Below are 15,370 nucleotides of genomic sequence, written 5' to 3'. Positions count from 1 at the left end.
ATCGCGTGCCGGTCACAGCGATGCCGCTCACATTCATCCGCTCGCATCCGTACCGGTCACATCCAGGCCGCTCGCACCGATCGCTCCCAGCGGCCCGCGTCAGGCGCGATTGCTCAGCCGCCGCCGCTCAGGCCGGTCGCCAGCGCGGCAGGGATGGCATCGAAGGCTTCCTCGACGCGGCGGGCCAGGGTCTTGGCGCCGCCGTGGCCGCGGCGCCTGTGGTGGCGGTCGGGCCCACGTCCGGCGACCCAGTTGCGGGCGCCGCAGCGCCAGGCGCTGAGGGCGAGCTCGCCGAGCAGGCGTAGCCGTACGTCGTCGCGACTGTCGGTGCCGAGGCGTTCTTCGAGGATCTCCACCAGGCGCTGCTGGACCTTCATGGACGTCACGATGCTGTGGTCGTGCAGCACGGGGGTGCCGGCGGCGAGACGGCGGGTGCGCAGGAAGCGGTGGTCCCAGCCGTCGGGCATGGACACGATGGCCGCGGTCAGTGAGGCGCGCAGCGCGTCGAGTGCGGGGCCGGGGGCGGTGTGCTGGGCGAAGTGGGCGGTGTAGGCGTCCCATAGTTCGCCCTCGGCGGCCATGGCGACGTCTTCCTTGGTGCCGTAGTAGCGGAAGAAGGTGCTGCGGCCGATCTCGGCATGGGCGGTGAGTTCTTCGAGGGTGACGCGGTCGAAGCCGCGTTCGCTGAACAGGTCCAGCGCGGCGTCGGCCAGCGCACGGCGGGTGCGCTGTTTCTTGCGTTCGCGCAGCGACAGGGCGGTGTCGCCGCCGGGGGCGGAAGTGTCGGTGGCCACGGGATCAGGTTACCGATGCGGGACCCGGGCCGAAATGGCACTGGAGCCCTTTCGGTACTCGTGCCATTATCGGACTCGGTCCCACTTTCTCGTGTGGGTCGGGCCTCGGCCTGCCCACGTGGCTGACCTGTAGGGGGAGCTGTCGTGATCCGCCGTACCAAGACCCCGCCCGACATCGCCCGTACTGATGCGCGGGCCGTGGCGATCACCGTCCGGCACACGGGGGATGCCGCCAACCAGCAGTCGGTGGCCGAAAATGCCGTCCGGACTCGGGAGCAGGAGCCCTGGCCGGACGGGTTGTTGAGCTGGTCGCTGTTCGCCGGCACCGACGGATTGTCGCTGATGGCGTACGAACAGTGGACAGGTGATGAGGCGCTGGACGCGGCTCTGGTCCTGCCGGTGCCGTACGTACCGGGGATTGCGGGTACCGAGCCCTCGGTGCCGGTCCGCTATCGCCTGCACCGCTCCCGCGTGAGCGCCGCCGGGCAGGCCGGGGTGGGGTGTGTGGTGACACCGGTGTTCGACGTGGACGGACCGGAGCGCCAACGGCACTTCATCGACGAGGTCTTCGCCATGACCGAGGACCTGCCCCCGGTGCCCGGGGCGATCGCGGGGCACTTCCACACCAGTCTGGACGGCACGCGGGTGTTCAACTACGCGGAGTGGACGGACGAGCAGGCCCACGTCGACGCGCTCGCCGCCGATGACCCACGGGGCGTGCAGCGCCGAGTCTCCGGGGAGATCGCGGGCGTACGGCCCTGCGGGTACCGCCGCTGGCATCTCCACACCGCCTTGATCGACGTCGCCGATGGCGATGTCCGCTGACCCTGCTTCCGCGTCGGGTGCACCGGCTGCGCATGCGGGGCGGGCGTCGTTGGCGGTGCTGTTGCCGGCCTCCACGTTGGGGGTCATGGGTGGCGCCACCATCGCTCCGGTCATCGAGGCGATTCGCCAGGCCCTGGATGTCGGCGGCACCGCGGCCGGGCTGGTGCTGACGTCCCACAGCCTGGCCATTGCCCTGGTCAGTCCGCTGGTGGGCCGGGCCACCGACCGCTGCGGAGTCCGGCTGCCCCTCGCGGCGGGGTTGGTGGTCTACGCGCTGGGCGGTGGCGCGGGCCTGGTCGTCCACTCCTACCCGGTGCTGTTCGCCTCCCGGCTGATCCTCGGTGTGGGCGCGGCGGCGGTCTTCACGTGCTCCACCGCCGCCCTGCTCGGCCTGTGCCGGGGTGAGATGCGGGACAGGGGGATGGGCTGGCGGACCGCGGCCACCACCGCGGGCGGTTTCCTTTACCCGTTGGCCGCCGGCGCCTTGGGGAATCACTCCTGGCACGCGCCGTTCGCCGTCTACCTGGCCGCGCTGTTCCGGCTGCGGGCGCCAGAGCCGACGGCCGACGATGCGGAGCCGGGCATGGGCGCTCCGCGCCAGACGCCGGTCGACGACCGGCCGCGGCACGGGTCTTGACGGCGTTACGCCCGTACGTCGTGACCGAGGCGCTGGACTGGGGCTCACCGCCCCGGCCCGGCGCCCTCGTCTAGGCGGTGCGGGGAGGGCAGCGCCAGGGCCAGTACGGCCACCGCTGCGCACGTGACCGCGATGGCCAGGAACACCGATCGGTAGGAGGCGACCGTGCCCGTGGTGGCCGCGGCGAGGGTGACCAGGGCGGCCAGGCCGACGGCGCCGCCGATCTGTCGGGTGGTGTTCATGAGCCCCGAGGCCGCGCCGGTGTCGTTCTGCGCGATGCCGGAGGTGACCGTGCTGGTGATGGGGGTGATCAGCAGCCCCATCCCGGCGGACATCACGACCGCGGGTCCGAACAGCCCGTCCAGGTAGCCGCTGTCCGCGCCGATCCGGCTCTGCCACAGGAAGCCCGCCGCTGACAGCGCAGCGCTGCCCGCGATCAGGGCACGGGCACCGGTGTGCCGCATGACAACCGGGGCGAGGCGGGCCGCCGCGATGCCGACCACGGTGTGCGGCAGGAATCCCACACCGGTGGCGAGCGCCCCGTAGTGCAGCACGTCCTGCATATACAGCGACAGGAAGTACCACATGGGGATGAAGCAGGCCCCGGCCAGCAGCATCACCGCGTTGCCGGCCCATACCGGGCGCATCCGTACCAGGCGCGGCGGCATCAACGGCGCCGTCGCATACCGGGTCTCAACCACCGCGAACGCGGTCAGCGCGACGAGGCCGACCGACAGTCCCGCCACGGTCGTCGGCCCGCTCCAGCCGTGCTTCTCGGCCTGGGTGACGCCGTGGACGAGTCCGCTCACGCCCACAGTGGCCAGCACCGCACCCGGCACGTCGAGCCGCGCCGGCCGCGCCTCCTTGGGGGAGTGGTCGGCGGTGAGCAGTCGTACGGCGGCGAGTACGGCCACGGCTCCGATCGGGACGTTGATCAGCAGGATCCACCGCCAGGACAAGGACTGCGTGAGCACTCCCCCGATCACGTTGCCGGCCGCGCCGCCGGCGGAGCCGACCGCGGTCCAGATCGCCAACGCCCGCGTACGGGAGGGCCCTTCGGTGTACGTGGTGGTCAGGATCGTCAGCGTGGCCGGGGCCAACACGGCGGCCCCGAGGCCCTGTACGGCCCGCATCGCGATCAACACGCCCGGCGTGGCGGCGAGCCCGCCGACAAGGCTCGAAGTGGCGAACAGGACGAGCCCCCACACGAAGACCCGACGGCGGCCGTACAGGTCCGCGAGGCGGCCCCCGAGCAGCAGGAATCCGGCGAAGACCAGCGCATAGCCGCCGACCACCCACTGCAGGCTCGTGGCGTCGAAGCCCAAGGCGGACTGGATGGAAGGCAGGGCGACGTTCACGACCGAGACGTCGAGCACCACCATGAACTGCGCCGCACAGGCCAGCCACAGCACTGCCGACGCCGCCCGCCGACCCGCCGCTCCGGCTGTCGGCCCGGTGCCCGGTCGGCTGCTGGTGCCCTGTGTTTCGCGATGTCCCATGCGCTTCACCCGTCGCCGCGGCGGTTTTATCGTACAGCGGTACTATGAAAACGGGTTGCCGCACAAGACCGAAGGGGGAGCCGTGCCGAAGCGGGTCGACCACGCCCAGCGCCGGGCGCACATCATCGACGCCTTGGTCCGCGTGGCCGCGGCCGAGGGCCTGCACGCGGTGACGATGCGCGCGGTCGCCGCCGAGGCGGGCATGTCGCCGAACCTGGTGCAGTACTACTTCGAGACCAAGGCCCAGCTGCTGCACGCGGCCCTGGAGCGCCTGGAGCAGCAGAGCCACCTGCGGTGGTCGGCCCGGCTGGACGGCCTGTCGCGTCCGGTGAGTGCGCACGCCTTCGTCGAGGCGTTCCTCGCCGAGGCGCTGCCCACCGACGAGGCCAGCCGAGCCTTCCACCTGGTGTGGACCTCGTACGCGGTGCTGGCCATGACCGACCCCGAACTGGCCGCCCAGCCCTTCGTCGCCGGCCCCGACCGTCTGGAGCGGCAGCTGACCGGCGTGCTGGAACAGGCCCAGCGGGAGGGCGCGGTGGACCGGAAGCGGGACGCGGCGGCCGAGGCCGCCCACCTGCTCTCCCTCAGTCACGGCCTGGGCACCAGCGTGCTGGTCGGCCAGCGCACCGCCGACGCGGCCATGGGCGTCCTGCGCACCCACGTCGACCAGCTCTTCGCCCGTCCCACGGATCCGTCCCCGAGCGCGAACGGCGCGGCCGGACATGCCGGTTGACCCGGCCACTGCCCGTCAGCCCGTCAGCCGCTATGGGCGCGAGATCCGGCCGGAAAACGCTCGACGCGGCCGGACAGGGGTGCCTACGATGCCCGGCGCGGCATCGCAGCACCGTCACCGGCCGGGTGAGGTGTGGAGGTGCCCCTTGAGATGCCCGTGGAGGCATTCCACAGTGTCAGTCGAGTTCAATCACACCATCGTTCTCTCCCGTGACCGGGAGAAGTCCGCATATTTCCTCGCCGGGATCCTGGGCCTCGAAGTCGGCGAACCGGCCGGGATCTTCCTGCCTGTCGTGACCGCCAACGGCGTCACCCTGGACTTCGCGACCGTCGACATCGACATCCCCAGGCAGCACTACGCGTTCCTCGTCTCCGAGGAGGAGTTCGACCAGGTCCTCGCCCGGCTGGTGAAGGCCGAGGTGCCCATCCAGGCCGACCCGCACGGAAAGCACCCCGGCCGGATCAACCGCAACGACGGCGGTCGCGGCGTGTACTTCATGGATCCGGCCGGCCACGGCCTGGAGGTCATCACCCGCCCGTACGGCAGTGATCCGGATTCGGCGCTGAACGGGGTGACGGAAGAGATCACGGAAGCGGTCACGGGGAAGGCAACGGAAGAGGTCGCGGGAGAGAACACGGAAGAGGTCGCGGGAGCGCGCTGACCCGGACCCGGCCGGGCCCGACCGGGCGCCAGTACTCCAGTACTCGCGTACTGGGAGTACTCGCGTACTGGTGTCGTCAGGCCCCCGGGCCCAGCCGTCGGCGCAGGGTGGCGGCGAAGTCCTCGGCCATCTCCAGGCGGGCCCGCAGCGTCTCGCAGCGGGCGTCGGCGATCTTGCGGTACGCGTCCAGGCGTTCGCGCAGCCGCTCGCGCTCCGCACCGCTGGGCGGGTCGTCCGTGGCGGCGAGCCGGTCGGTGATCTCCAGCAGGTCCCGCATCTCCTCCAGGGAGAAGTCCAGCGGCTTCATCCGGCGGATCACCATCAGCCGCTCGACGTCGGCCTCGGTATACAGCCGGAAGCCGCCCTTGCTGCGGGCCGAGGGAATGACGAGGCCGACTTCCTCGTAGTGACGGATGGTGCGCAGCGACAAGCCGGTCCGTTCGGCCACCTCGCCGATCTGCATCTGCCGCTCACCCATCGCCGCGCCTTCTCCTTCTGTTGTCCGGCCTGTTGTCACAACCGCCCCCCGCCGTCCCGTACACGGTAGAGGCGATCTTGCAGTAGCGCGGGCCCCCACCGGGCCGCGGCGGCGCCCGAAGACTTCCGGGCAATGATGCCCGACCGGCAACCGGAGACTGCCGCCCTGTCCGGCAGGGCCCCGCCGAGCGGCCGGGACGCCGGGGGATTCCGCGCTGTCGGGCTGTCCGGCTGTCCCGCGCGGCCGACCGGGTGCCCGCGGTGGGGCTGATGCCCGGCGGTCGACGGACGGCCTTCGTCCCCGCCGCCCGGCCGGGCTTACCCGCCCGGGCGACGCCCACGACCACGTCCCGTCAGGGCCTGGGTCAGTCGGTGGGCTGGAGGGGGCGGGCGGGCCAGTCCAGGAGCTGGGCTCCGAGTGCGGCGGTCTGCAGGATGTAGCGCTGGTCGGGGTCGGTGGGGTCATGGCCGGTGAGCTGCCGTATACGGCCGAGGCGGTAGCCGACGGTGCGGACGCTCAGCCCGAGGCGGCGGGCCGTCGCGGCGTTCAGACAGCCGCTGGCGAAGTACGTGGTGAGGGTGTCCAGCAGCGTCCGGGGGCCGCCGCGTGCCGCCTGCAGTCCGCCGAGGACGGCGGCCACCAGATCGGTGATGGCCGCGTGGTCCCGGCCGAGGACCTGGAAGACCAGCACGTCGGAGGCGTGGACGACCGGGGTGGTCAGGTGCAGCCGGGCGGCGAGGTCGAGGGTGCTGCGCGCCTCGTGGTAGGAGCGGACGATGCCGCCGGCACCGGGGCGTGGCCGGCTGACGACGATGGTGTACCGCTCTCCGACCGCGTGGCACACGGCGGTGGCGAAGTGTTCCGGGACCTCGGGCACGGTGCCGGGCGAGACGCATACGAGCAGGGCGTCCTTGGTGGTGATCAGTACATCGCGCGCGCTGAACCGGGCGGTCAGTGCTTCTTCGACGTAGCGGGTGGCGGGATCGCCCGCGCCGAACGGGTCGGCCGCTCGCGCCACGGCGACGGTGTGCGGGCCGACCAGCCGGAGCCCGAAGCGCTCGGCGCGTTCGGCGAGCCGGCCGAGGTTGGCGGGACCTTCGAGGAGGTCGTCGACGAACTCCCGCCGGGTGGCCTCCTCGCCGCGGATGGCCGCTCGGTGCGCGGTCTCGTACCCCTCGGTCAGTGCCACGGTCGTCTCGCTGATCGCCCGCATGAGTGCCGAGGTGACGTCCCGGAGTTCCCGGAGGTCCTGTGCCTGGAGGGCGCCCGGCAGGTCCGGCCAGGCACGGCAGGCCGGGGTGAGGAGCGCGGCGACCAGGGCCCGCAGGGCCGTTCCCCGGGCCGCCGCGGTGGCCGCCAGCTGCCGTATGTCGTCGAGGTACCCGTCCGGCAGGCGTCGCCGGGTGACCGAGACCCGTGCGAGCTGTTCCAGGTAGCGGTCGAGATCGGCGGGCCGCGGCGCGGTCTCCGCACTGCCCGTCTCCGCACCGCCCGCAGGGGCTGCGGCACCGGGCGGCGGCCCCGTGGCGCCCGGTGCGGCGGGCGGGGAATGGGGGGCACGATGTCCCGTCGCCATAGGAACATTTTGCCGGAAACCGGCAAAAAGCGTCGCCTCAAGACGGCCGACCCTTGCCGCCTGCGGCGAGAGTCCGGACGACGCCCGGGGGTAAGCCGTGGGTAAAGGATTTCAGGACGAACGTCGCATCAAGGAATGAAAGCCGTACCCAGGGCCGAAGGGGATACGACGCCGTGCCCCGAAGTCGTCCCACCTCACCGCTGCGGAGGTTCGCCCAGGTCCTCCTGGTGGCGCTGGCCTGCCTGCTCGCCGCTCCCGCCACGGGTGCGGCGCAGCAGCCGACCGTACTGGTGACACGGGTCGACGACACCATCACCCCCGTCGTCGCCGAACACCTGGAGGAAGGGCTCCGCACGGCCGAGCGCGAAGGCCACACCGCGCTGCTCGTCGAGATGGACACCCCGGGCGGGCTGCTGCAGTCCACCCGGGAGATCGTCCAGGACTTTCTCGGCTCACCGGTGCCGGTCATCGTCCACATCACCCCGTCCGGGGCGCGGGCGGCGTCGGCCGGCGCCTACATCGCGCTGTCGGCGCACGTCGCCGCGATGGCGCCAGGCACCCACATCGGCGCCGGCACCCCGGTCACCGGTCAGGGGGAGGAGGCGAGCGAGAAGGTGGTCAACGACGCGGTCGCCTTCGCCGTCTCGATCGCCGAGCAGCGCGGCCGGAACACGGATTTCGCCCGCGCCATGGTGCGGGAGGGCGAGGCGGTCTCCGCCCAGGAGGCCGTGCGGACCGACGTGGCCGACCTGGAGGTCTCGTCCCGGCAGGCGCTGCTGAGCGAGGTGGACGGCCGCCGTGTCGGCGTCGGACCGGCCGGGGACCGGCACGAGGTCGTCCTCCGGACGGCCGGTGCCCAGGTGGTGGAGCACGAACTGGGCTTCTTCGGCGGAGTGCGGCAGCTGCTGGCCAGTCCCGAACTGGCCTTTCTGTTCCTGTCGATCGGCACCCTGGCCGTGATCTACGAGCTGGCCAGCCCCGGCATGGGACTCGGCGGCGTCATCGGCGCCGTCCTGCTCGTCCTCGGGTTCGTCGCGCTGAGCGTGCTGCCCTTCAACGTCGGGGGACTGCTGCTCCTCGGCCTGGCCGCCGCGCTGTTCGCCGCCGAAGTGCTCACCCCCGGTATCGGCGTTTTCGCCGCCGGGGGAACCGTCGCCCTGGCGTTCTCCGGAGTCCTGCTGTTCCGCGGCGAGCTGGGCGTGGATCCCGCCGTGCTCTGGCCGGTCGCGGTGGTGGTCGGAGGCGGCTCCGTCCTCGCCGGGCGGCTGGCCTGGCGTGCCCGCCGGGCCCCGGCCACCACGGGACACGAACGGCTGCTGGGCAGCGAGGCCGTGGTCCGCCATGCCGACGGCGGCACCGGTCAGGTGCTGCTCGACGGCGCGTGGTGGACGGTCCGCGGGCGGGACACGGTCCTCACCGAGGGACAGCACGTCCGCGTCGTCGACCGCGACGGCCTGGAACTGATCGTCGAAAGCGCCGGGCCCCGCCGGGCGCAGGGCACCGAACAGGAGGAAGGATCATGAATGCCGAAGTCTGGGGCATCGTTCTCGCCGCCGCTGTTCTGCTCCTGCTCCTGATGGCCGCCGTGAAGATCGTGCCCGAGTACGAACGCGGCGTGATCTTCCGCCTCGGACGGATCATCGGAGCCAAGGGACCAGGGCTGTTCTTCATCATCCCGGTGGTCGACCGCATGTTCCGCATCTCGCTGCGCACGATCACCATGGACATCCCGCCGCAGGACGTCATCACCAAGGACAACGTCACCGTACGGGTCAACGCCGTGACCTACTTCAACGTCGTCGACCCCAACCGCTCGGTCGTGGCCATCCAGGACCACATCAAGGGCACCTCGCAGATCGCACAGACCACCCTGCGCAGCATCCTCGGCCAGGTGGACCTGGACGAACTGCTGATCAACCGGGACGAGATCAACCAGCGGCTGCAGCAGATCATCGACACCGTGACCAACCCGTGGGGCGTCAAGGTCACCCTGGTGGAGGTCAAGGACGTCGAACTGCCCGAGCCCATGCGACGCGCCATGGCACGCCAGGCCGAGGCGGAGCGGGACCGGCGGGCCAAGGTCATCCACGCCAAAGGGGAGTTCGAGGCCGCGGAGACCCTCGCGGACGCGGCGGAGTGGCTGGAGGCGCACCCCGCGGCCATGCAACTGCGGATCCTGTCCACCATGGCGGCGGTCTCCGCCGACCGGAGCTCCACGCTGATCTTCCCGCTGCCGATGGAGGTCCTCCGCCTTGTCGACATGCTCCGCGCGCCCCAGGCCCGGCCCACCGCTCCGGTGGGCGAGGCGCCGCAGTCCTGAGCTACGGAGCGACGGTGATTGGCCATGAGCAAGCCCTCGAAGGACGTCCGACGCATCCTCGCCGAGATGGAGCGGCACCTGGCCCTGGACGATCCCGAGCTGGCCGCGCGGATGGACGCACTGAACGACCTGCTCGCGGGCGGGGCGGATGGGCGGTCCCCCGGCCGGCCCCGTGACGGCCGCGCACCTGACGACGGCCGGACCGGTGACGGCAACCACACCGGCGACGACAGCCGCGCCGACGACGACCGCAAGACCCGGGACTGGCGGTGGACGGTCGCCATAGTCCTGGGCGTGCTGGCCGTGCTCGGCATGATCCTCGTCGGCGTCTTCACCAAGCCTCCCCCCGGCGACGACAGGCAGGGCAGGCCCCAGGGCTCCTCCGCCGTGTCCGTGTCCGTGCTCACCCGGAGACCCGTGGCCGGTCCCGGCGACCGCCAGGGCCTCCGGCCCCCGCACGGGAGTCCCGCACCCCGCTCACCGACCGAACGCCCAGAGGGCGGACGCCATGCGCGCACGTGATCTCGCAGAGCCATACGTCTCGATCAGGAGCGACGCAAACGCCGTCGAGGCGGTCCGCCTGCTGGTGACACGGCGCCTGCACGGCGTCCTGGTGGTCGACCCCACCGGACAGCCGTACGCCATCCTGCCCGCCGCCGACCTGGTCAGGACGCTGGTCCCCGGCTACGTACAGGAGGACCCCCTGCTGGCCGAGGTGATCGACGAATCCCATGCCGACCACCTGTGCCGTGCGCTGAGGGGCCGGAGCGTGGCCGACTGCCTGCCGGTGGGCAGGCCGTATCTCCCCACCACCGGTCCCGGCAGCACGGCCGTGGAGATCGCCGAGCTCATGGCCCGCATGCGCACGCCCCTCGTCGCCGTCGTCGAACCAGGTGACTCGGGCCAGGACCAGCTGATCGGCGTGGTGACCGCCACACGGCTGTTGCAGTACCTCCTTGAGGCCGCGTAAGCGGCCACGCCGCCGCGACCGAGGCCCGCCGCGAGCAACGAGAGGCCAGCCGGATGCGCTCAGCGAACCGCGAACCCCGCACCGTCCTCGGCCGTCCCCCACGGCCGGAGCGGACCGTCGTGGCGGACGCCCTGCGCACCGAGACCGTGGGCGGCATGGTGCTGCTCGGCGCCGCGGCCGTGGCGCTGATCTGGGCCAACACCCCCGTGAGCGACACTTACGCGGCCGTACGGGACTTCCACTTCGGCATCAAGGCACTGGGCCTCGATCTGTCCGTGGCGCACTGGACAGCCGACGGACTTCTGACGATCTTCTTCTTCGTCGCGGGCGCCGAACTCAAACGCGAGCTGGTGGTCGGGGAACTCCGCCATCCCGGAACGGCGGTCCTGCCCGTGGTCGCGGCCGTCTGCGGGATGGTCGTGCCCGCGCTCGTCTACGGCGTCGTCTCGACCACCGCGGGCGGCACCTGGAACGGCTGGGCCGTCCCCATGGCCACCGACATCGCCTTCGCACTGGGCGTCCTCGCGGTCATCGACACCCATCTGCCCTCCGCGTTGCGCGCCTTCCTGCTCACGCTGGCGGTGGTCGACGACCTCGGCGCCATCGTCGTCATCGCCCTGTTCTACACCTCGACCATCCACCTGCCCGCGCTCATCGGCGCCGTCCTCGGGCTGGCGCTCTTCTTCCATCTGCATGACCAACGGCGCGTGCACGGCTGGTACTGGTACGTACCCCTCGCGCTGATCATCTGGGGCCTGACCCACGCCAGCGGGGTCCACGCCACCGTGGCGGGCGTCGCCATGGGACTGCTGCTGCGGACGACCAAGGACGGAGAGAGCGGCAGACGTCCGGCGGAGCAGATCACCCACCTGGTCCGCCCGATCTCGGCCGGGGTGGCCGTCCCCCTCTTCGCCCTGTTCGCGGCAGGCGTCACGATCTCCGGCGACACGCTGGGCCAAGTCCTCAGCCGCCCGGAACCCCTGGGCGTGGCCGTCGGGCTGGCCGCGGGCAAGGTGCTGGGCATCTTCGGCGGCTGCCTCCTCGCCGTCCGCTTCGCCCGTGCCCGCCTCAGCGCGGACCTGGCCTGGGCGGACGTGATCGCCGTGGCCATGCTGGCCGGCATAGGGTTCACCGTCTCCCTGCTGATCGGCGAACTCGCCTACCCGGACCCGGCGGACGTCGAGCACATCAAGGCCGCCGTCCTGGTCGGATCCCTGATCTCCGCACTCCTGGCCTCCGTGCTGCTGAAACTGCGGAACAACAAGTACCGGCGGCTGTACGAGGAGGAGATCGCCAACGGGAACGCCGACACCGTCCCCGACACCAACGGCAGCGATGACATCGACGGCGTCAACGGCATCAATGGTGTCAATGGTGTCAACAACATCGACCCGCAGGACGGCGGTCCCGCCGGACAGCCCCGACACCGGCCCACAGCATCCGGACGCGGCCCGGTCGACCGGCGGGACCCGAACTCGCGATGACCAGGACCGCGCTGCCCCCGGCCGGGGCCGGCAACGTCATCGCCCGCCGCTACCGCACCGGACTCGTGCTGCCCCGTCGGACGCCCGAGGCGCGGTGCGTGATCAGGGGGCGGGCAGGGGCCTAGAGGTGGGCGGAGATGGCGGGGATCAGGTCCTGGAAGGTGCGGCCGTTGGCCGGTTCCCCGATGGCGGACATCTGCCACGTGCCGCCATCGGCGCGGTGGACTTTGGCCATGACCTGGGCGGTGTAGGCCCCGCCGCCGGAGAGGGTGTAGCGGGCCAGCTCCTGGCCGGTGGTCTCGTCGATGAGGCGGCAGAAGGCGTTCTGCACCTCGGCGAAGGTCTGCCCGGTGAAGGAGTTGACGGTGAAGACGATCTGGTCGACATGCGCCGGCAGGCGCTGGAGGTCCACGAGGATCGCCTCGTCGTCGCCGCCCTGGCCGGCCCCGCCGACGACGTTGTCGCCGGTATGGCGGACCGAGCCGTCGTTGCTGATCAGGTGCTGGAAGAAGACGACGTCGACGGCATCCTCGCCGGCGAAGAGCACCGCGGAGGCGTCCAGGTCGATCTCGCGGGCGGTCAGCCTGGCGAGGAAGCCCTTGCGCGGGGCTGCTTGCCAGCCCAGGCCCATCCGCACGACGTCGAGGGCACCTCCGCCGGACTTCTCCAGGCTGACCTGCTGGCCCTTGGTAAGCGTCACTCCCATGTGCTTCCTCCTGATGCTCGGGCGCCGGGCCGCGCAGGCCCCACGCGCGTGGGCGGCATGCCGGAATCTACAGGAGCGCGTCTACAGGACTGTAGAAGTCGGGGCAGAGGCTTCCGCGCCGGCCCGTACGCGCTCAGCCTGTCGGCCGAGGCACGGGTGGCGCAGGGCGTAGGGGTGCCGGTCCCGCAAGCGCGCTGCAGGGCTTGTGAAGTCGGGCCGGCGAAGTCGGTCTGGTGGAGCCCAGGCGAGTGCGGCGCCGCTGCGACGGAACACCTGCACACGGCCGGGCCAACGACGGTTGTACGGCGACGTCGGGAGCGGGCCGGAAGACCGACCGGCGGCCGGGCCGCGACTGATTACGATGAACCCCCGCGATGGCGTGCGGGGCACCTGGGCGGGGAGGGAGACGGACGTGACGGACCGGAAGAGCGGCGGTCTGGAGCAGCAGCCCCGCCGGCGCGGTCAGGGCGAGCTGGAGGCGCAGGTGCTCGCCGCACTGTGCGAGGCCCGAGGGCCGGTCACCGCGGCCTGGGTGCGGAAACGCCTGGGCGGCGGCCTTGCCCACACCACGGTGATCACCATCCTGACCCGGCTGCACATCAAGGGCGCGGTCGCCCGCAAGCGTGCGGGGCGGTCGTTCGAGTGGACCGCGGTCGCCGATGAGGCGGGGCTGGCGGCGTTGCGCATGCGGAAGGTCCTGGACGCCGAGACGGACCGGGAGGCGGTCCTGGTCAGCTTCCTGACCGCCCTCACACCGGGCGACGAACAGCTGCTGCGCGCCCTGCTGGTCGAGGCGTCCGGGGAGGGTGAGGACTGACGCCATGGGGGTCTTCGTCTTCCTGCCGCTGGTCCTGCCCTTGACGGCCTGGCCGATCGCCCGCCTGGCCGAACAGCATCTCCACCCGCGGGCGACGACCTGGCTGCTGACCGGGGTCGCCGGAGTGCTCGCCGTGTGCAGCACCCTGTGCCTGGCTCTGCTGATGGTGGTCGGCACCGCCCAGCTGCCGGGAAACCCGCTCCCCGACGGCTGGTCGGACCCGGAAGTGCGCCGGGCGGTGCCCTACGACGAGGTCGCGGGCAGGGCCGCCATCCCCGCGCTGATCGCCGTGGTCGCCGCGTGCACACGGACGGCGTGGCGCCATCACCGCGTACGCCGCCGTGCCGAACGTGCCCTTGCGGGGCTTCCCGCCACACCGGTGGCGGTGCTGCCCGACGAGATCCCGTACGCCTACGCGCTGCCCGGCAGGCGGGACCGGATCGTGGTCACCACCGGGATGCTGGCCGGCCTCGACGGAGCCGAGCGGCGCGCCCTGCTCGCCCACGAGCGGGCCCATCTGGTCCATCGCCACCACCGGTTCCTGCTCACCGTGCAGCTCGCGGCGCATGCCAACCCGTTCCTCCGGCCGCTGCGTACCGCCGTCACGTACACGGCCGAGCGGTGGGCGGACGAGGACGCGGCCACCCGCACCGGCAGCCGGCGCGCCGTGGCACGGGCCATCGGCAAGTCCGCGCTGGTCACCCGGGGCGCACCGATCGCCACGCTCGCGGGATTCGCGGCCGCCGGCCCGGTGCCGCGCCGGGTCGCCGCCCTGCTCGGCCCCACCCCCACCGGACGCGTCTGGCCGCCGGTCTTCACCACGGTCGGCCTGGCCGCCTGGGGAGCCGCCGCGGGCACCACCGTCTCGGCGCTGTCCTCGGCGAACTCGGCCGTCACCCTGTTCGTCATCCTGCACGCGGCCACGCCGATGTAGCCGGGCCGCGGGCACGGAAGCGGGGCCGGCTGTCCGTTGTGATGGCAGCAATCCCACCCGGCGATGTGATCAGCTGTGGGCGTTGACGCGTTCGAGGGCGGTCACGCCAACGGCGGCGAGTCCGGTCTGGATGAGCCATTCGATCCAGCCGACGCCCTTGGCGTCCGCCACTCCCAGGCCGCCGGCGACGCCGCTGCCGACGAAGGCCGCGGCGACACCGACGGTGATCGTCCACAGCACACCGATGTGCTGACGGCCTGGCAGGACCAGCCGTCCCAGCGTGCCGATGACGGTGCCGATCACGATCGCGCTGATGACCCCGGAACTCTCCACAGCCGTAGCCCGGTCCTGAGAACTCTCTGAGGACTAGAGGTCGAACTCGTGGGGCGGCAGGTCGAGCGTGAAGCACGCCTCGCGGACGATGGCCTGCTCGGTCTTGTCGAAGTCGCCGTCGGCGCCGCCGATGACGATGCCGATCTGGACGACGGCGCGGGCCTCGGCGGGCTTCTTCTTCGCCTTGGCGATCTCCTGCAGGACGCTGACCTTGCCGAAGTCGAAGTCGGTGGTCAGCTTGACGAGGTTGTCCTCGAACCGCCGCTGCAGGTCCGTGGCATCGAAGTTCTGCAGCACCTCGTTGGTGGCGATGAGCTGGGCGACCCGCTGCCGCTCGGAGGGGTCGATGGTGCCGTCGGCGGCGGCGACCAGGGCGCACATCGCCATGCTCGCGTCGCGGAAGGCACCGCTCTTGAGGTCGTTCTTCTTGGCGTTGAGCTGAGTCTGCATCGTCGACGCGGATTCCTTGATGCGATCCCACAGGGCCATGAGAACTCCGTATGTGTCAGGGGCCGTCCGGGCCGTCGAGCCGTCCGGGCCGACTGGGAGGTCGGCCCGGACAACCACTTCTTCTACATTGATGTAGAAGGTAGCAGGGAAGCG

General features: G+C 71.7%; 19 protein-coding genes. 12 read left to right on the top strand and 7 right to left on the bottom strand.

Annotated elements, in window-relative coordinates; translation table 11 throughout:
* Positions 1-113: 113 nt before the first annotated feature.
* Entirely contained in the window at positions 114-794 is a 681-nt protein-coding gene (locus K9S39_RS21330) for a TetR family transcriptional regulator (RefSeq protein WP_248864973.1), read from the bottom strand.
* A gap of 144 nt (positions 795-938) precedes the next feature.
* Between K9S39_RS21330 and K9S39_RS21325 the strand changes: the two genes are divergently transcribed.
* Positions 939-1,619, top strand: a complete 681-nt coding sequence (locus K9S39_RS21325) for an antibiotic biosynthesis monooxygenase (RefSeq protein ID WP_248864972.1) — start codon at positions 939-941, stop codon at positions 1,617-1,619.
* On the top strand, positions 1,603-2,256 hold the full coding sequence (locus K9S39_RS21320) for an MFS transporter (RefSeq protein WP_319949572.1): 654 nt from the start codon (positions 1,603-1,605) through the stop codon (positions 2,254-2,256). The genes K9S39_RS21325 and K9S39_RS21320 overlap by 17 nt, the downstream gene beginning before the upstream one ends.
* A 44-nt stretch (positions 2,257-2,300) precedes the next feature.
* On the opposite strand, the gene K9S39_RS21315 is transcribed toward K9S39_RS21320, so the two are convergent.
* Positions 2,301-3,755, bottom strand: coding sequence for an MFS transporter (locus K9S39_RS21315; RefSeq protein WP_248864969.1), 1,455 nt, complete (start codon positions 3,753-3,755; stop codon positions 2,301-2,303).
* Between the two features lie 55 nt (positions 3,756-3,810).
* Between K9S39_RS21315 and K9S39_RS21310 the strand changes: the two genes are divergently transcribed.
* Positions 3,811-4,488 (top strand): TetR/AcrR family transcriptional regulator, encoded by a 678-nt coding sequence (locus K9S39_RS21310; RefSeq protein WP_319949571.1) that lies wholly within the window; start codon positions 3,811-3,813, stop codon positions 4,486-4,488.
* Between the two features lie 172 nt (positions 4,489-4,660).
* A complete protein-coding gene (locus tag K9S39_RS21305) occupies positions 4,661-5,149 on the top strand; it encodes a VOC family protein (protein ID WP_248864967.1) in 489 nt (162 codons plus the stop codon).
* A gap of 76 nt (positions 5,150-5,225) precedes the next feature.
* Here K9S39_RS21305 and K9S39_RS21300 read toward each other — a convergent pair whose 3' ends face one another.
* Together K9S39_RS21300 and K9S39_RS21295 are read right to left on the bottom strand one after the other, a co-directional pair.
* The gene (locus tag K9S39_RS21300) at positions 5,226-5,627 is read right to left on the bottom strand and encodes a MerR family transcriptional regulator (protein ID WP_248864965.1); all 402 of its coding nucleotides are present in this window, start codon (positions 5,625-5,627) and stop codon (positions 5,226-5,228) included.
* Between the two features lie 364 nt (positions 5,628-5,991).
* Positions 5,992-7,203 (bottom strand): PucR family transcriptional regulator, encoded by a 1,212-nt coding sequence (locus K9S39_RS21295; protein ID WP_248864964.1) that lies wholly within the window; start codon positions 7,201-7,203, stop codon positions 5,992-5,994.
* Between the two features lie 173 nt (positions 7,204-7,376).
* On the opposite strand from K9S39_RS21295, the gene K9S39_RS21290 reads away from it, so the two are divergent.
* Genes K9S39_RS21290 through K9S39_RS42140 form a run of 6 tightly spaced genes read left to right on the top strand, consistent with a single transcriptional unit; the run spans position 7,377 to position 12,102 of the window.
* Positions 7,377-8,726, top strand: a complete 1,350-nt coding sequence (locus tag K9S39_RS21290) for an NfeD family protein (protein WP_248864963.1) — start codon at positions 7,377-7,379, stop codon at positions 8,724-8,726.
* Positions 8,723-9,523, top strand: a complete 801-nt coding sequence (locus tag K9S39_RS21285; protein WP_248864961.1) for a slipin family protein — start codon at positions 8,723-8,725, stop codon at positions 9,521-9,523. The genes K9S39_RS21290 and K9S39_RS21285 overlap by 4 nt, the downstream gene beginning before the upstream one ends.
* 24 nt (positions 9,524-9,547) lie before the next feature.
* On the top strand, positions 9,548-10,045 hold the full coding sequence (locus K9S39_RS21280; protein WP_248864960.1) for a DUF3040 domain-containing protein: 498 nt from the start codon (positions 9,548-9,550) through the stop codon (positions 10,043-10,045).
* Positions 10,032-10,493, top strand: a complete 462-nt coding sequence (locus tag K9S39_RS21275) for a CBS domain-containing protein (RefSeq protein WP_248864959.1) — start codon at positions 10,032-10,034, stop codon at positions 10,491-10,493. Before K9S39_RS21280 ends, K9S39_RS21275 begins: the two co-directional genes overlap by 14 nt.
* Positions 10,494-10,546: 53 nt before the next feature.
* Positions 10,547-11,977, top strand: coding sequence for a Na+/H+ antiporter NhaA (gene nhaA, locus K9S39_RS21270; protein WP_248864958.1), 1,431 nt, complete (start codon positions 10,547-10,549; stop codon positions 11,975-11,977).
* Positions 11,974-12,102, top strand: coding sequence for a hypothetical protein (locus K9S39_RS42140; RefSeq protein ID WP_283112584.1), 129 nt, complete (start codon positions 11,974-11,976; stop codon positions 12,100-12,102). The genes nhaA and K9S39_RS42140 overlap by 4 nt, the downstream gene beginning before the upstream one ends.
* Here K9S39_RS42140 and K9S39_RS21265 read toward each other — a convergent pair.
* Entirely contained in the window at positions 12,099-12,683 is a 585-nt protein-coding gene (locus K9S39_RS21265) for a TerD family protein (RefSeq protein WP_248864956.1), read from the bottom strand. The genes K9S39_RS42140 and K9S39_RS21265 overlap by 4 nt on opposite strands.
* 412 nt (positions 12,684-13,095) lie before the next feature.
* Here K9S39_RS21265 and K9S39_RS21260 point away from each other — a divergent pair, with 412 nt between their 5' ends.
* Complete coding sequence (locus K9S39_RS21260; RefSeq protein ID WP_248864955.1) at positions 13,096-13,500, top strand: BlaI/MecI/CopY family transcriptional regulator; 405 nt, start codon at positions 13,096-13,098, stop codon at positions 13,498-13,500.
* Positions 13,501-13,504: 4 nt separating this feature from the next.
* Positions 13,505-14,434, top strand: a complete 930-nt coding sequence (locus tag K9S39_RS21255) for a M56 family metallopeptidase (RefSeq protein WP_248864954.1) — start codon at positions 13,505-13,507, stop codon at positions 14,432-14,434.
* A gap of 69 nt (positions 14,435-14,503) precedes the next feature.
* Here the strand turns inward: K9S39_RS21255 and K9S39_RS21250 are convergent, their stop codons facing one another.
* Positions 14,504-14,767 carry a GlsB/YeaQ/YmgE family stress response membrane protein gene (locus K9S39_RS21250; protein WP_248864953.1) on the bottom strand — a complete coding sequence of 88 codons (264 nt, stop codon included), beginning with the start codon at positions 14,765-14,767 and terminating at the stop codon, positions 14,504-14,506.
* Between the two features lie 33 nt (positions 14,768-14,800).
* Positions 14,801-15,256: a tellurite resistance TerB family protein gene (locus K9S39_RS21245; RefSeq protein ID WP_248864951.1), complete on the bottom strand. Its 456-nt coding sequence runs from the start codon at positions 15,254-15,256 to the stop codon at positions 14,801-14,803.
* Positions 15,257-15,370: the final 114 nt, after the last annotated feature.

It is taken from the genome of Streptomyces halobius, assembly GCF_023277745.1.
Classification (GTDB): Bacteria; Actinomycetota; Actinomycetes; order Streptomycetales; family Streptomycetaceae; genus Streptomyces; species Streptomyces halobius.
Note: the sequence above shows the minus strand (reverse complement) of the source record. Positions and strands in the feature narration are given on the sequence as shown.

What these genes read in the sequence shown, in the direction of transcription:
- K9S39_RS21255 (WP_248864954.1), top strand. Translation starts at nt 13,505, where the DNA reads ATGGGGGTCTTCGTCTTCCTGCCGCTGGTCCTGCCCTTGACGGCCTGG.
- K9S39_RS21275 (WP_248864959.1), top strand. Translation starts at nt 10,032, where the DNA reads ATGCGCGCACGTGATCTCGCAGAGCCATACGTCTCGATCAGGAGCGAC.
- K9S39_RS21265 (WP_248864956.1), bottom strand. Translation starts at nt 12,683, where the DNA reads ATGGGAGTGACGCTTACCAAGGGCCAGCAGGTCAGCCTGGAGAAGTCC.
- K9S39_RS21320 (WP_319949572.1), top strand. Translation starts at nt 1,603, where the DNA reads ATGGCGATGTCCGCTGACCCTGCTTCCGCGTCGGGTGCACCGGCTGCG.
- K9S39_RS21315 (WP_248864969.1), bottom strand. Translation starts at nt 3,755, where the DNA reads ATGGGACATCGCGAAACACAGGGCACCAGCAGCCGACCGGGCACCGGG.
- K9S39_RS21245 (WP_248864951.1), bottom strand. Translation starts at nt 15,256, where the DNA reads ATGGCCCTGTGGGATCGCATCAAGGAATCCGCGTCGACGATGCAGACT.
- K9S39_RS42140 (WP_283112584.1), top strand. Translation starts at nt 11,974, where the DNA reads ATGACCAGGACCGCGCTGCCCCCGGCCGGGGCCGGCAACGTCATCGCC.
- K9S39_RS21280 (WP_248864960.1), top strand. Translation starts at nt 9,548, where the DNA reads ATGAGCAAGCCCTCGAAGGACGTCCGACGCATCCTCGCCGAGATGGAG.
- K9S39_RS21295 (WP_248864964.1), bottom strand. Translation starts at nt 7,203, where the DNA reads ATGGCGACGGGACATCGTGCCCCCCATTCCCCGCCCGCCGCACCGGGC.
- nhaA (WP_248864958.1), top strand. Translation starts at nt 10,547, where the DNA reads ATGCGCTCAGCGAACCGCGAACCCCGCACCGTCCTCGGCCGTCCCCCA.
- K9S39_RS21300 (WP_248864965.1), bottom strand. Translation starts at nt 5,627, where the DNA reads ATGGGTGAGCGGCAGATGCAGATCGGCGAGGTGGCCGAACGGACCGGC.
- K9S39_RS21285 (WP_248864961.1), top strand. Translation starts at nt 8,723, where the DNA reads ATGAATGCCGAAGTCTGGGGCATCGTTCTCGCCGCCGCTGTTCTGCTC.